Source organism: Sphingobacterium corticibacter (assembly GCF_003076635.1).
GTDB lineage: Bacteria > Bacteroidota > Bacteroidia > Sphingobacteriales > Sphingobacteriaceae > Sphingobacterium > Sphingobacterium corticibacter.
Window position 1 is genome coordinate 18,696 of record NZ_QDKG01000001.1, and the last position, 16,143, is coordinate 34,838.

Genomic DNA, 16,143 nt, shown 5'->3' on the forward strand with positions numbered 1-16,143 from the left:
TTTATTTTATATCTAATCCAAATACTGCTTCTGCCAATCCAACCTCATCGGGGGAGAATGGTAAAACATAAGGAATGCCCATTTCATCAAATTTCTTACCGGTCGATGTGCCAATCGAGATGACTTTTTGTCCCGGATCCAACAAATGTTCGCGGAAATAAGCCTCTACATTGCTCGGTGATGTGAAGATCAATACCTGTGCATTGGTTTTGTCTACGTCCTCTATTTGTACTGTCTCATAGATCGGAATCGTGATCACCTCCGTATCCGCACTCAAAGCATCACGTACCGTATTCATGCTTTCTTTGGCACAAGGAATCACGACTTTGGTGCCATTGGCCACTTTAGCAAATTCCGCAGCAAACTCTTCGGCAGTTACCCCAATCTGGTCACCCGAAAAATCGGCCACGCGATCGTACTTACGCAAAGCCTGTTCAGATCCCTGTCCTAATACCGCAATCTTCGTTTTCTTCATTAGGAATGGTTCCAGCTTGAAGAAATGATCGATGGCATTCTTACTTCCGAAAAACAACCAATCCACATGCTTTAGGATAAAGGAATCCAAGTGCTTGATGATGGGGTATATTTTGATGAGCGATCGGCCTTCTACTTCTACATGGTGCTTGTTCAAGAAGCGAGACAGGTATGATTCTTCGTCCAAATCACGGGTAATAAAGACGGACTGAGGAAGGGCGCGATTTTTCTGGAATTTCTCAAATATATGTTGCGCCAAACCTTCGGTGCTTTCGGCACGTACGAATAAGCGATCTGGAAACTCTTCATTGTCTTCTGCTACCGATGTCCACACTTCATACAGACCGTTATGTTTGCGGCAATAGCAGCCTAATGGTGCATGACAGCCAGCATCAAAAAGGTTCAACACTTTACGTTCCACCGCAATGGTTTCTTGCACTGCTGTATCATTGATAGGTTGCAAGATGTCAAATAGCTCTTGGTCATTGTCACGAATCTGGATCGCGAGTACACCTTGTGCCGGTGCCGGAATGATTTTAATCGGTGGAATTTCTTCTACATGAAATTCTGATAGATCCATCTCTACACGCTCAATACCTGCTTTGGCTAGCATGATTGCGTCATACTTACCATCACGTAATTTCTGTACACGCGTTTGTATATTGCCTCGCAAATCAGCGAAGTCCAAATCCTCTCGTAAAGAAAGTAATTGTGCCTTGCGACGGTTGGATGACGTACCTACGTCTGCTTTCAGTTTCAGCGATAAACGCTGGGAGATATCCACTGCTTCTGGTCTGATGATCAGTAGTTCAGAAGGATCTTCGCGCTCAGAAACTGCGGCAATAGATAAGCCTGGTGGGTTGATCGTCGGCAAATCTTTGTGTGAATGTACCGCCAAATCAATTTGGCTAGAGAGTAATTCCTCTTCTAATTCTTTGGTAAAAAAACCTTTTCCTTCTAACTTATCCAAGCGAAGGTGTTGTACAATATCACCTTGCGTTTTGATGATCTTGAGTTCGGATTCTACGCCAATCTCTTGTAGTCTATCTTTGATATAGTTAGCCTGCCATAGTGCCAAAGCACTTCCTCTCGTGCCGATTGTAAGTTTTCTTTTCACAATGAAATAGTAAAGGTATAAAGATGTGGAGCTATATTACCCAAAATGATGCTAATATGCCAGAGAAATAGAAGAAAAAGAGCGGAAAGAATATATTTAATTCTGCACGACGTCGGAAGATTGTACTAAAATCTCTTTTGCCATCACCATAGGAACTTTAATGTATTTCTTTTCCATGTAATTGATGACTTTCTCCAAAACTTCCAAAGCTTGAGGATCCAACCCATTCAATTCACGAGCAAATACTTCATTCATCGCGGTAGCGCGTATCTCCTTGATTTTATCAGGAACCTGACGCATAGCAACTTCTACCCGTCTTTGTTTGATCATCGGAAGAAATTCTTCGATGTTTTGATGTATGATTTTCTCCGCATGATGTAGCTCATCATAGCGTTCTTTAATGTTTTTCTGTGCAATAGCTTGCAAGCTGCTCACCTCAATGTAGTGGATCGGGTTTTGCGCGATCACTTCGGCATCGATATCGTTTGGAATAGCCAAATCGACCACCACTTTCTTGTCCACTTCACCGTTGCACAAGGAAGTGTACAATGCTTGGTCGACAATAGGCTCTGATGATCCTGTACAGGTAATCATCACATCAAAACCTTTCTTATAGTTAGCCAACTCCGATAGTGGATATGCCGTTGCTTGTAGCTCGGAAGCCAAAGCATACGCTTTCTCCACGGTTCTGTTGAATACTACGAAGTTTTTATACTTATGTTTTTTAAGGTATTTTGCTAGATTTTGGTTGGTTTCACCTGCTCCAATAACAAGGATACGTGGGTTTTCCACCAATTTTACTTCTCTTAGCTTACGGTAAGCCAAGGAAACGACAGATATCGGATTGCGAGAGATATTGGTGTGTGTATAGACCTCCTTAGCAGTTTTGACCAAGCGATCCATTACCATACGCATAAAATCTCCAGTAAAACCAGCATCACGACAGCGCTCATATGCCCGGCGAACCTGTGCAAGAATTTCTTTCTCACCAACCACCAAGCTCTCAATCGAGCAAGACATACGAAGTAGGTGATTAAGAGCATCCATACCAGCGTATTTGTTTACCTGACCTAGATAACATTGTAGGCGCTCAGAAGGAACACAAAAATTCATGCTATGCATGAACTGAGAAATAAACTCGTCAGTAAGTTCATGCGCCCCGTAAAAGACAAACTCTACGCGGTTACATGTACCAATGTAAAAGATTTCAGGAATATCCAAGTTGTTCTTGAGATTGATCAATCTGTGGTTCAACTCTTCGTTGCAGATTACCAAATTTCCCAAGTCCTTCAACTCGACATGTTTGTGTGTAAACGCTATTACTTTTAAATTTTCCAAAGTCTGCTACTCGCGCTATGATTCGTCCTGCAAATGTAGATCAAAAGCCGTCTGTTTCTGTCAAAAATCTGTCAAAGCGACAAATTTAGAACGATTTTAAATAGCGTGAAAATTATTGTATAAATCTGATTTACAGTATTTTAACTTCTGTACTCGAAGCGCTGCATGAATATTTGTTCTAATTATATGACCGTCTATTTACCGAAATCTTTTAAGCGTTGTAATCCAATGTCTTTTTTCTCTATATCAAGCTGGGTGACCCAAGCTTTCTCGGGGAGTAAATCTAACCTTGTTTTCGGATCACTAAGTGATATCGGTTTGATGCGAATCTCCTCTTCCAATACCGGTTGGGCAGTGTGTAAGTTATTGCTGTGTCTGATTATACGGATGGTAAAAATCGGCCATTTGCCCACCGCAGAAAAATTAGCTTTGTGAAATTCTACTGTTTTCTTTGCGCCCAGTAAGGAGCTGAATAATCCTTCTTGCTTGCCAGCCTTTGCTTCGCTGATGGAGATCAATAACTGAAACGATGTTTCATTCACGATCCAGAATCGCGCTAATCCTTCTTTCTGCTCACCGGTAACAGCCAGATAAATACCTTTCTCGATGAACTGGCCTACGATTTCTGCCGGAGCATCTTCATCGTCTTGGCGCTTCATATCGCCATGCACTGCCGTTATTTTAGTGATCGATACAGGGATTTCAAATCCGGATTCATCGGTAACGCCGATAATATCGTCGCTCAGAAAAGATGTGATATGGCCCTCAATAGCCTCATCCACAAATCGTACAAAGTCACCTATTTTGAAGTTCATATACTATCTCCTTATGTTGTCTATCTAATTCTTCTATTTATTCGATTGGATCAATACATCCAAACCATTCTTTGTGTATTCCTGCTGATCCAACAATCTCAGATAAGTCTCTTGAGAGATCATACTAGCGCCAAGGCTTTCCAAATGATCGGAGTGGATCTGGCAGTCGATCAGTTGCAGATCAAAATGTGTTGCAAATTGAATCAAGGCATATTTGGAGCTATTACTGACGCGAGAAAACATACTTTCGCCACTAAAAACCTTCCCGAATAATACACCATATAACCCGCCTATCAGTTCGTTGTCGGTATTCCACACCTCTATAGAGTGAGCAAAACCGAGTTCATGCAATTGAATATAAGCGGCGCGCATATCAGCTACAATCCATGTGCCATCCTGATCTTTGCGATTTGCGCTTGCACAAGCATCTATTACGTCCGAAAAAGCTTTATTATAAGTCCACCGAAAGCGGTCTGATCGCAATACTTGTCTCATACTTTTGCTGATGCGAATGTTTTTCGGCTCTAATACAAAACGTTCGTGCGGTGCGTACCAGAGAATCGGCGTTTCTTCGCTGTACCAAGGGAATATGCCATTGTGATACGCGTGTAGCAATCGGGTAGGAGACAGGTCGCCTCCTACGGCGAGCAAACCATCTTCTTCCGCCAGCGCTGGATCAGGCATCTGCGTCGGATCTGCATTAAGTTGAAAGATCATGAACTATCGGAGTTCCTTAATCTTCTTCGTCTGGTTGACGTGGCTCCTTGCTGATTTGGTCAAATATTTTGTCCATATGTTCCACATATTCATTCGTATCGTCCAAGAAGAATTCTAGATGCGGTACGATACGGGCATTATTCTTAATGCGTGTGCCCAGTTTATAGCGGATTTCATTGGATTTGGCTTTGATTTTTTCCAAATCCTCTTTCGCGGTCTGCGTATTGATGAAGCTTAGGTACACGCGTGCGATCGCCAAATCTGGCGTCACGCGAACTCTTGTAACGGTAATAAATGCATTCGGCGCCCACTGATGTGCTTCCCGTTGAAATATCTCTGCTAAATCTTGCTGGATCACACCAGCAAATCTTTGTTGTCTTTTGCTCTCAGTTGCCATGATAATATGAGGTTATAAGGTAACGCTATATTAAGCTACAAATATAGGCAAAATAGATCACATGAATTTTCGCTTAGAATAAGGCATGCTATGGGAAAATAAAATACCGTTAAAAGGAAAAAGCTTGTCTTAGGATTAGACAAGCTTTTCATCAAAAACTAGTTTATAATTGGATAGCATGAATTTCGTGTAAGTTTTAAGACTTTTTAGGTCTATCAAGTTTAAAGTTTACTGGTGGCAGTGATGAGTAAGGGTAAGCTTACTCAGATTTTTTTTTCATCTCCCTTTACATCACAAACATAGGGTTTTGATTTAGACCTCACAAACTAAAACTTAAAAAAAAGTAAGTGATTACTTTCGATGTTAAATCGTATTTAGACCCACACTTTGCTAAATCGTATAAAGCAACGCTTAACTACTTACTAACGCATTTTATTAAAAAGCACGCTCTTCCAAATGTTTGTCCATATCTAGGTAATCGATACCTTTTTCCCACCAATCGGGAGAAGTTGCTCCCTTCAAATAGTGATCAAAAAATTCCATCATGCGCACGGCGTAGTCTTTTTTATTCACTTCTTTCGCTAAGCCGTGATTTTCTCCATTGTACGTCAGCATGGTTACCGGCTTCTGCAATCGGCGCAATCCATTGAAGTATTCTATCCCCTGAGTATAGTCCACCGCCCCATCTTTATCATTATGCAAAATAACCAAAGGAGTGTTCACATTTTTGATGTGGTAGATGGGAGAATTTCGAGTGTACGCATCCCAGTTGTCCCAATAACCCGTGGTCAATCTGCCTTGCGAAGACTCAAAAATGCTTTGATTCGTCGATCCTGAATTCCAATAAATCAAGCTATACATACTAATCATATTTGTCAATGGCGCTCCAGCCACCGCCGCTTTAAAAATATTGGTTTGCGTGATTAAGAACGAAGTCTGATATCCGCCCCAAGAATGTCCGTGAATACCCACGCGTTCTTCATCTACGATGCCCGTTGCCACCGCTGCTTTTACTGCTGGCACTACACAAGCCACGGCAGACATGCCTGGATCATTCAATTTATAAGCGATATCTGGCATCAGGACAGCATAACCATTACTCGTGTATACCGCGCGATTAAAACCTCCGCCCGGAAAAGCAGGTTGAGAATAACTGTTCGTACCATCTGTTAATCGCTCGTAGATGTACGTGATTGTCGGATACGATTTTCCTTCTACATAGTCGGCAGGCAAGAAAAGAGTCGCTTGCAAAGTATCACCAAAGTCATTGACATAGCTAATCAGTTTCGCGCCGCTGGAAAGCGCATAATCATCTTTCTTCGGCGTATTATCTGTCAGCTTTCTGGTGTTTTTGAAAGTGCTGTTCTCCGCGATGTATAGCTCGGGAGATGTTGTATTATTCTCTTTTACAAAAAACAAATCGTTCGCTTGTTTCGGCTTGCTGACAGAAGAATACAGGTCATCCGAATGTTGTAGTATTTCCAGCTTATTGCTGCCAGATTTCAATACCGCGATGCCCGATTGCTTATTACCTTCGTTGAACACCATAAAATACTGATCCTTCTTCGTGTCAGTAAAGTCATCATCTGGATACAGGTTGGACAAAAGTCGGTTTGCCGTCCATTGCTGATCTTTCCAACGATCAGTCAGCGCCACAGCCGATTTGCCATCTGCAGATACTTTCCACAGGTCGAAGTTATCTCTCAAGAAGACATATTTGCCATCAGCTGTCCAGCCAAAGTTGGGTGTACCCGGCTTTTCTACGTTGTTATCTACTTTTTCGGCAATAAAGCTGGCTTTGATCTTGTTAGTCAGATTCGTTGAAGCCAAGCTGCTTGTATTCAAATTGTGATAATGCCCGTTTTGGTAATACAATAAATATTTGCCATCAGGCGAGAAAGATAGATTACGTATGGCGTTCAGATAAAGTTTCTCAATCGCTTTACGGCTTTGGCCAGTACCGATGTCTACCAGATATAAATCGGCAAATTGTTGTCCATCTAAGCTAGATGCCATCTCATAAGGCGTGTAATCAAGTGCATAACCCAGGTCTTGATTTGGTGCTAGCGCAATGCTCTTGCGCGCGCTATCTGCCAAGGATACAAATTGTTTACTTTTGATGTGATAGGCCGATTGTGCGGTGTAGTTCTTATCACGGTTAGATTGCGTGCGCTGCGCCGATTGCAATCTTTTATCCTGCCAGTTCCAAATGATCATGTCCGGCTTTTCCGCATCCTTATCGGCTTTTGGAGCAGGTTTTTTCTCGGCAATCTTGGTAGAATCTTGCGCCGTACTATCTGCCGCCGCTTTATTTTCCGTTTTTTCCAGTTTGGCGATGCCAAAAAACAAGGTGTTTAAGTCTTTCGACCAAAATGGTGTGCTGTTTTCGCTAATGCCAAATCCAGCGCTGATTTCTTTCTCATCCAATCCGGTGTAGCTGATGATGTTGGACGCATTTCCTTTGATATCTTTCACACCGATAAGCGTGTACACAGGCGTTTTGTACGCTTTATCTGTTTTTGCTTTCAACAAGGCCAGCGCTGTACCTTCCTTGTTCCAATTGATTTTGCTGTAAGCTGCTTTGTCATTATCCAATGCGTAGGTTGTACCGGTTTGCATATCGCGCAAGAATACGCCATTTCCGTTTTTGTTATTCGCATCTATCGTGTAAGCAAGGTATTGTCCCGATTTGTTGAATTGAAATTCATTGACATTACCAATATTGAACGTTTGTTTATTCTGTAGGTTATACAATAGTAAGTCGCTTCCTTTAGCCGCGTCTGGACCTTTTGGACCATCACCCGAAGATTCAAATCTCACCGCTAGCCAGTTGCCGCCTTCGTTCGAAAATTCGAATGATCTCGCGCGGTCAAATAGAACGCTGCTCGTGTCTTTCACCGTCACTAAGCGTAGGTTTTTAAAGCTAGGTTTCTTTGCTTTCTCGTTAGCCTTGATGGTTTTGTACGGCGCTGCCTCAAAGAAGGCCACATGACTCGCCGATTCATTGAAGCGAATTGGCCCTGCTTCACCGCCTATATTGTATTGGTATTTTGTGGTATCAAAAGCAGATTTCAATAATAGGTTGAGATCGCCTTGCGTCGGTCCTTCCGCGTAAGCGTACCATTTCGCATTGTTGGAGATCGTCATGACATTCATGCGCAGGTATTCCCATTTCGGGATATCTTTCCAAGTAATGGGTGGTTTGCTTTCTTGTGCTTGGCCACCTAAAGCGGACGCTAAAAGGAAGGCCAGAAGTATGCATTGTTTTAATTTCATAGTGAGGAATTCGTTGATCGTTATTTTGGATTTTCGAATATATTGAATTTTCTTTCTTTTTCCGGTAGGTATCAGCAAGGTTACCGTTGCCAAACAATTGATTTAACGGTCTGCAATTGCTACTTTTGGTGGATTTAACTCGATCCTTCGAAATGGAGCTGGCGCAATGGCTACCAATTTTCCAGACTCGTAGGGCATAAGCACGAATATAGAGATATGAAGATTTGGCAAAAGAATATAGACGTTGATACTTTCGTAGAAAACTTTACCGTAGGCAATGACCGCGCCATGGATTTGCACTTGGCCGGAGCAGATGTGCTGGGATCGCTCGCACACACGCAGATGCTGCACAGCATTGGCCTGATGACGGCCGAAGACCTTGCGTCAGTACAAGCCGAGCTAAAAAAAATATATAAAGATATACAGGCGGGCAATTTTGAAATCGAAGCCGTGGTAGAAGATGTGCACTCGCAGATCGAGATGTTGCTAACGCAACGGGTTGGCGATGCAGGCAAGAAAATCCATTCGGGGCGCTCCCGCAATGATCAGGTTCTCGTAGATCTTAAGTTGTATTTCCGGACGGAGATCGAAAGTATGGTTTCGCACACCGAAGGTTTATTCCGTCAATTAATCAAGTTGAGCAATACGCATCGCGATGTGCTGATGCCAGGTTATACGCATTTGCAAATTGCCATGCCTTCTTCCTTTGGCTTGTGGTTTGGTGCCTATGCCGAAAGCTTGGTAGATGATCTGCATTTGATGAAAGCTGCTTGGCAAGTGTGCAATAAGAATCCGCTGGGTTCAGCAGCTGGATACGGCTCGTCGTTTCCATTAAATCGTACGATGACGACAAACTTGCTAGGTTTCGAAGATTTGAACTACAATGTGGTGTATGCGCAGATGGGCCGCGGTAAAACCGAGCGTATTCTCGCGCAGGCCATGAGCTCTATCGCGGCGACATTAGCCAAATTCGCGATGGACGTGTGTTTGTTTATCAACCAGAATTTTGGGTTTATTTCCTTTCCGGCGCATTTGACGACAGGTTCTAGCATTATGCCGCACAAGAAAAACCCCGATGTGTTTGAATTAATTCGTTCGCGTTGTAATAAGATTCAGGCCTTGCCGAATGAGATTGCTTTAATGACCACTAATTTGCCGGTAGGCTATCACCGCGATCTACAATTGTTGAAGGAAAACCTTTTCCCAGCGTTCCAATCGCTGAAAGATTGTCTGGAGATCGCCACCTTTATGCTACAGCATATTGATATCAAGAAAAATATTCTGGATGATCCAAAATACGATTACCTCTTCAGTGTGGAAGTCGTGAACAACGAGGTTTTGCAAGGTATTCCATTCCGCGAAGCGTACAAAAATATTGGCTTAGCGATTGAAGAAGGTACTTTCAGTCCGGAGAAAGCTGTGAATCATACGCACGAGGGAAGTATTGGCAATTTGTGCAACGATCAGGTTGTTCGTTTGTTCGAAGAAGCAAAATCTTCGTTTGGCTTTGAGCAAGTGGAGAAAGCGTTGGCAGATCTATTAGCAGATTAAACAACGCAATATGCTATTATATGAAAGAGGGCAGTCTATCCACAGGCTGCCCTCTTTGCTATAAACGTCATCGTAAGAAGGAGGAACGACGACGAAGCAATCTCATGTTGTTTAGCATGTAAGATTGCTTCGTCATACTTCCTCGCAAGGACGCATTTTTTACTTTTATCCGATTACTTTAGATCCGGATAATCCTTTGTCGGTTCGATGCGGTAGGTACTCGTCGCTTCGTGTACACGACCGTAATCATCGGTTGCCCGTACTTTAATTTTATGTTCGCCAACGGCCAAGTCGATCGGTAATCCGACGCGCCACAAATGCGTGCTGGTCATGCCATCCGTCGGACGACGACCTGGAAGCAAGGTTTCCAGATTATCCCAAGGATATAAAATCGCAGAATAAGCAGGGTCGATTGTTCTGGCTGGTATCATCTTTTCCCATTTGCCACCATCGATCGCAAATTCGACTTTATTACCATGATGACCCATAAAGAAGTTGGCAAAAATTGCTGCGCGTGTGCGTTTCCCTTGCCCAACTACTTTCGGGTGGTATAAATTGATCTGATAGGTGGAATCTTTGCCCGATGGTTTGTAGCTGATGCGGTAATCGTGTTTGTTGAAATCGATAAAGGCATAGCCATTTGGCGTACCATCACGCATCGTTGCGGCTGGTACACCACGCTCATCCAATTCGCCGCTGTACCAATCTCCTGACGTTGTACCCGCATTGTATTCATGATGCGGTTTCTCTTGTTTCCAGCCATCCGCTTTACCGTAAAAATGCTGTGTTTGCGTATGCATGTGGGCAGATAGCGACAACGTATGCGGATAATCTTTCAACAGATCAAACAGACGCTGTCTATCTTCTGCACGGAACGTGTCGCCATTGCGGTGCTCCAACGGAATGTGAAAAGCTAAAACAATTAATTTGGAATGATCTACATGCTTTAAATCATTCTCTACGAAATCCAACTGATCTTTCCGGAATCCACCCAAATATCCTTTACCAGTGCGTGGGTTTGGGTAACGCACATTATCCAATACGATAAAATGGACATGGCCATAGTTGAAGGAATAATTGGCAGGGCCAAAGTTTCTTTCAAAAGTTTCGTCTGATAAGCTATCGGCCGTCACATCATAGTTCATATCGTGATTGCCTTTTAGATTGTACCAAGGCAAGCCGATACGTGCCATGCTAGCGCGATAGGATGGGTGTAAGCTCAGGTCGTCGCCCACCAAATCTCCTAAACTCAAACCGAAAGCCACATTCTGAATGCCGACCACTTCATCCACAATAGCACGATTGAAAAAGGTCATTTCTTGTGCCGTGTACGCCTGTGGATCACCAAATAGCAACATACGAAATTCCTCTTTTTCTGTGTTTTTCTGCAAAGCAAAATCAATAGATTTCGGCAATGGGCCAGTCGGATCCACACCGGCATAGGTCAATTCCTTTGGCGAACCTTTGGGTTTGTGGATGTAGTAAGATTTGTGCAAATAGTACTCGTTTAGTGGCACCGTATATCCGCTTGGTTTGATGACAAATACAATATTGTCTTCGCCAACTGGAAGTTCGTACTGTCCTTTTGCATCGGTCAATACCACTTGTACGCCATTACTCACGGCTACTTGGGCGACGCCTTGCTCGCCTTTGTCCCATTTTCCATTCTTGTTGAGGTCTTCGTAAACCTTGCCTTTGGCCAATTCTTGTGCAATGCCTGTTAGCGCCGCGAATACTAACCCCGTAGCCAATAGGCCAAATAGATTCTTCTTCATAGTTCTTAATAGATTATTTAATGAATGGCATCACATAAGGCGATGCTTTGTGTTGAACCAATACCTTATTCATATCATACGCCATGGTCACCGTGGCATTCGCACGATCGTACGTAAAATCATCCAAGCCTCTGTTTTTTGGAATGAAATCTGGAATAATCGCTTTGATATGTTGCTCACTCACGTTGCGGTTGTTCAACTGCTCGCGCTCTGAAACTGGGAAACGAATACCTAAGTCTGTCATCCGACGGCCTTCCGCGATAAAGATTTCTTGGCGCAGTAAGTAGATCAGATAAAGCGCCTCGTCTTGCGTTTGTATGGCATCGATTTCTGTATTGGTGATGTGCGTGCCAGATACTGAGTAAGCCGGAATAGTTCCATTGGCGCGATCTAACACGAAGCCAGACATAGCTGGGCTTTGTGCATCGAACTTAACCTGTACGGCCGTTATTGGATAATCCGTTCTATTACCGCCATTACGTGTGTCGGTTTTATCATTAAGCTGCGTTACTGGCCGTTTGCTTACGGTATTGCTCAACAGATCTTTCAAGGTTTGCTTTACCGCTGTCAAGTTGTTTTGTACGGCTTGGGCTTCTGCCAAGATCAGGTATGCTTCTTCGGCTTTGGCGATAGCAATAGGCTTCTCATCGTCGAAGATATTGCTGGTTTGGTGAAAGTACTTTGGATCTAAAAAGTCCAATCGCGGCAGCGGAGCAAACCAGTTGGTGGTATTTGAAAAAATAGCGCTTTGGAAGTTATTTGATGGTCCATTTTGTGTTCCATATTTTACTTGGCGTAATAATAGTGGGGTCGCTACGATTTGATTGGCAAAGTTGGTAGCTTCGGTCATATTTCCTAAACCATAATGACAACGTGCAATCAACAGCGTACAAGCATCCTTGTCGGCAGCTGTGCTATACAGCGTAGCTGCTTCGTTGAGCAGCGCAATGGCGAGAGTACGTAATTCAACGGGGGATTTTACTTCGCCCAATACCGTCGTCGGCAATCCTACGTACAATTCAGCTCCCAAAATATGGGCATATGCTTTAGAGAAAAGCAGTTCCGCGCGGATTTGCTGATCTGCTGGCGAATCAGAAAAGGTAAATTTGGTTAATCCAAATTCGCTCATCTCCAACAGCTTTTGGATATTGGCCTGAATATTCGTGACGTCACGATCAAAGTGATTGATCTCTGGATTGTCGAAGACTTTACTACTTTGCGTGTAATTGTTGAAGTAGTTGTCCGAGACGAGTTCGGTAAACTCCACTACGGTACCCACGGTCAAACTGGTTTGGCGACGCACGCCGTTGAGCCAAGTAGGTAGTGATTGTTGTCCGTCGATAAAACGATCTTCGGTGACGTACGGGTTTTCTACTTCGAAAAGTTCGCAAGAGCTTAGCAATATGCTAGCGCTTGCTAATAGATATAAAGGATTGAATGATAATTTCATGGTATTATTTCTTAAAAGGACATTTTAACAGAGATCAGGTATTGTCTAGGTGCGGAGTAAGTCGCGTAAGAAATACCGCCCGTCGTTGCGCGACCTTGACCTTGAGCCGATCCACTAATGGTTGCTTCTGGATCAAAGCTGGATGTCGCAAAGTTGAAAGGATTCATTACGGTACCGCTCACAACCATGCTTTTGGCAAAAGAACGGATCATTTGCTGTGGCAATGTATAACTGGCTCCAATCGTTCTGATCTTGATGTAATCGGTTTTCTCTACGAACATATTCGTGAATTGCAACCAACGGGTGCGCTTGAATTCCGAGTTGATTTCTCCTTCGGGAATGCCTTCGTCGCCAGCGCCATAGTTGTATCTAAACTGGCTGTCCCAGTTGTTAGCATAAGCACCTTGTTGGTAATCTGCATTAGCAAATAGGTTAAGTGATTTCCATTGGAAGTTGACGCCCATGCTACCGAAAAGATCTGGAATGGTGGTGCCCAGATTTTGCAATGGCGTGGTGCTTTCCAACACACCATCTTCACCAAATTCGCCATACGCACCACGGATAAATCCGATGGGATAACCTTCTTGTACCACGGTCTGTATCGTACGCTCGCTAAATCCGGCCAAGTTGAATGGCGCAGCTCCATTAGAAGACAAGACTTTATTGTAAAGCGTATTTACCGCTAGATTGAAACGAAGGGAAGTGTTTTCTTTCTGAATTGCGACAATTTGCGTCGAGAATTCCAATCCACGATTTAGGATGGTACCGACATTTCTAAGTGCCAAGGCTTCGCCTGTAGAAGGTGCTGCGGGTACAGAAAACAAAGCATCATTCGTCACCGCATGATATAAGCCGGCCGACAAAGTAATGCGGTCTTTCCAGAAACCTAAATCCAAACCTGCTTCAAATGTGGTCGTTTTTTCTGGGCGTAAGTCTACACCTGGCATACCAAACATCGCCGCTTGACTGCCCAAATATCCCGCGAAACTCACCGTTCTCAAATTGAGGAAGGCCGGCGGAAAGTTCCCAGCTACACCATAGTTACCACGCAATTTCGCAGAAGGTAAGAATGGAAGGTTATCGCTCCACCAGCTTTCTGACGAAGGAATGTAGGAGAATCCGACTTTCGGATAGTACTGCACCCCGATATCTTTACCGAAGGCACTATTACCATCGCCACGAAGACCCAAATCCAAGAAAAGTTTGTTTTTCCAACCTAAGTTCGTCTGTGCGTACACACCATAGTTAACCACTTCGTCTACGAAATTATCACTACTCGTTGCGATCGCTTCGCGAATGGTTCTTGCGCCATCGCGCACATTCGTACCATTGTAAGCCACTTGCTTGTCTTCGTTCCGGAATAATTGTCCACCAACGGTCGTCACCGCGGAAAAATCGCCGATCTCTGCACGATGTTGCCCGTTTAATTCCAAGGTCAATCCCCAGAATTTTCGTTCGCCATTGTTGATGCTTCCACGATCTGTGGTCAAGTTACCTGTGGTGTGCGTCAAGTATTCATTGGTTTGGATCGTTTGATTGCGCACCACACGATAATCGATACCACCGACCGCCTTAATGTTAATATTGTGCACCGGTTTGTACTGGAAGGTTTGTCCGGTTTGAAAGCGATTCACCACAATCTCATTATCTTGCAGTCGTTCTGCGGTGTGTACAAACATTTTCATCTTTTCAAATTCCTCCTCCGATAGATCATCAATACGCGGATTGAATCTTGGCGTTGGGCCAGTTACCGCCGATGCACCACTTTCTGCATACCATAATCCAGTATAACCACCTTGGTTACCATTTCGTGTACGCTTGAAACTGTTGTTGACGAAAGAGAAGCTACTTTCATACGACACTTTTTCGTGCAGTTCGGCTTTGAATCCTGTGCGCAGGTCAAAACGCTTGTTTTGATTTTGCTTGAATAACTGTACACCCGAACTGTTGAGGTACGCACCGGTTACGCTGTATCCTACTTTTCCGCTGTTACCATTTACGGCCACATTATAGCGCTGGAAAAGTCCTGGCTCAAACAAGAGTTCCTTCGTCCGTTGGAAATGTAGGAAATCCGTGGTTGCACGCTCCGCACCTAGCGTCGCCTCGGCGGACACGCTGGTGCGATCTGCACCACCTTTTTTGGTGAAAATCTGAATCACGCCATTCGCCGCATCCGATCCATATAAAGTTGTAGCCGCACCACCGTTTACATATTCCACGCGTTCGATATTATCAATCGGAATATCCGCTAACGCACTCACGCCAGCACCTTGTGCACTACCACCACCAATCGCGGAGGCGGTATTTAGATTATCCATACGCACACCATCCACATAAATCACGGGTGTGGAATTCATAAAAGCAGAAACGACACCGCGGGCGCGAATGATAGACGTTGCGCCAGATTGTCCACCTGTAAGGCGGATTTGCGCATTCGGGAGTTTGGATTGTAATAGTTGGTCGAAACGTGTGGCCGGTACTTTCGCCAACTCGTCGCCGCCAATGCTGGCTATATTGGTAGAAAGCCTTCTTTTGTTGATGTCGAGACCTTGACCGGTGATGACCACTTCATCCAATCCGAAAAGATCTTGTGCCAAGTCAATTTCCAGTTTTTGTGATAAGCTGCTGCGCGAAACGGTAATATCCTTGGTTTTATATCCCATAAAGCTCACGCGAATAATCCAGCTTTCTGCCGCAGGAAGATCCAGCTTAAAATTTCCATCTACTCCCGCTTTGATAGATCTATTTTTAGCCACCACAGCAATCGTGGCTTCCGATACAGGTTGGCGCGTCAATTCGTCGCGTACGATACCACGAAGTACTGCTTGTTGTTGCGATTGACTTCTTGTTTCTACTTTTGGCGCCGGGTTTTCAGTCGATGCGTGCAGCAAAATAATGTCGCCTTTGATTTGGTAGGCGATACCCGTGCCACGTAGCAATTCTTCCAGCATCCGCGGTAGCGAATGATTTTTGTCGTAGCTAGCCGCTTTCTTTCCGATTAGGATCTCTTTGTCGTAGACCAATCGTTTGTTAGCATTCTTGGCGATATTCTCCAAAGAGACAAGCAAAGCACTTCCGTCTGCCTGCGTGGTGTACGTGGAGATGGTCGTCAGCATCTTACCTTGTGTGGGAGCAGCCCCTAAAAGGCAGGCTCCAGTAAGCAGCAATAGGTAACTTTTCATTTTCTGTGGTTGATGTTTGTTGTTTGATTAATAAGGATTGAAGTGGTGTAT

Annotated in this window: 10 protein-coding genes; 1 reads left to right on the forward strand and 9 read right to left on the reverse strand. The window is 44.0% G+C overall.

Features of this window, described 5'->3' with window-relative positions; all coding sequences use genetic code 11:
* Position 1 precedes the first annotated feature (1 nt).
* From hemC to DC487_RS00100, 6 genes are all read right to left on the reverse strand, one after another.
* Positions 2–1,591, reverse strand: a complete 1,590-nt coding sequence (gene hemC / locus DC487_RS00075; protein ID WP_116773905.1) for a hydroxymethylbilane synthase — start codon at positions 1,589–1,591, stop codon at positions 2–4.
* 96 nt (positions 1,592–1,687) lie between these two features.
* Entirely contained in the window at positions 1,688–2,929 is a 1,242-nt protein-coding gene (gene hemA / locus DC487_RS00080) for a glutamyl-tRNA reductase (protein WP_116773906.1), read from the reverse strand.
* A 194-nt stretch (positions 2,930–3,123) separates the two neighbouring features.
* Positions 3,124–3,744 (reverse strand): hypothetical protein, encoded by a 621-nt coding sequence (locus DC487_RS00085; protein WP_116773907.1) that lies wholly within the window; start codon positions 3,742–3,744, stop codon positions 3,124–3,126.
* A gap of 33 nt (positions 3,745–3,777) precedes the next feature.
* Positions 3,778–4,461: a leucyl/phenylalanyl-tRNA--protein transferase gene (gene aat / locus DC487_RS00090; RefSeq protein WP_116773908.1), complete on the reverse strand. Its 684-nt coding sequence runs from the start codon at positions 4,459–4,461 to the stop codon at positions 3,778–3,780.
* Between the two features lie 16 nt (positions 4,462–4,477).
* The gene (gene rbfA, locus DC487_RS00095) at positions 4,478–4,858 is read right to left on the reverse strand and encodes a 30S ribosome-binding factor RbfA (protein ID WP_116773909.1); all 381 of its coding nucleotides are present in this window, start codon (positions 4,856–4,858) and stop codon (positions 4,478–4,480) included.
* 435 nt (positions 4,859–5,293) lie between these two features.
* The gene (locus DC487_RS00100; RefSeq protein ID WP_133228277.1) at positions 5,294–8,134 is read right to left on the reverse strand and encodes an alpha/beta hydrolase family protein; all 2,841 of its coding nucleotides are present in this window, start codon (positions 8,132–8,134) and stop codon (positions 5,294–5,296) included.
* Positions 8,135–8,350: 216 nt separating this feature from the next.
* On the opposite strand from DC487_RS00100, the gene argH reads away from it, so the two are divergent.
* Positions 8,351–9,685, forward strand: a complete 1,335-nt coding sequence (argH, locus tag DC487_RS00105; protein WP_116773911.1) for an argininosuccinate lyase — start codon at positions 8,351–8,353, stop codon at positions 9,683–9,685.
* Positions 9,686–9,858: 173 nt separating this feature from the next.
* On the opposite strand, the gene DC487_RS00110 is transcribed toward argH, so the two are convergent.
* Genes DC487_RS00110 through DC487_RS00120 form a run of 3 tightly spaced genes read right to left on the reverse strand, consistent with a single transcriptional unit; the run spans position 9,859 to position 16,092 of the window.
* On the reverse strand, positions 9,859–11,460 hold the full coding sequence (locus DC487_RS00110) for a calcineurin-like phosphoesterase C-terminal domain-containing protein (protein ID WP_116773912.1): 1,602 nt from the start codon (positions 11,458–11,460) through the stop codon (positions 9,859–9,861).
* Positions 11,461–11,473: 13 nt separating this feature from the next.
* Entirely contained in the window at positions 11,474–12,910 is a 1,437-nt protein-coding gene (locus DC487_RS00115) for a tetratricopeptide repeat protein (protein ID WP_116773913.1), read from the reverse strand.
* An 11-nt stretch (positions 12,911–12,921) separates the two neighbouring features.
* On the reverse strand, positions 12,922–16,092 hold the full coding sequence (locus DC487_RS00120; RefSeq protein WP_116773914.1) for a SusC/RagA family TonB-linked outer membrane protein: 3,171 nt from the start codon (positions 16,090–16,092) through the stop codon (positions 12,922–12,924).
* Between the last annotated feature and the right edge of the window lie 51 nt (positions 16,093–16,143).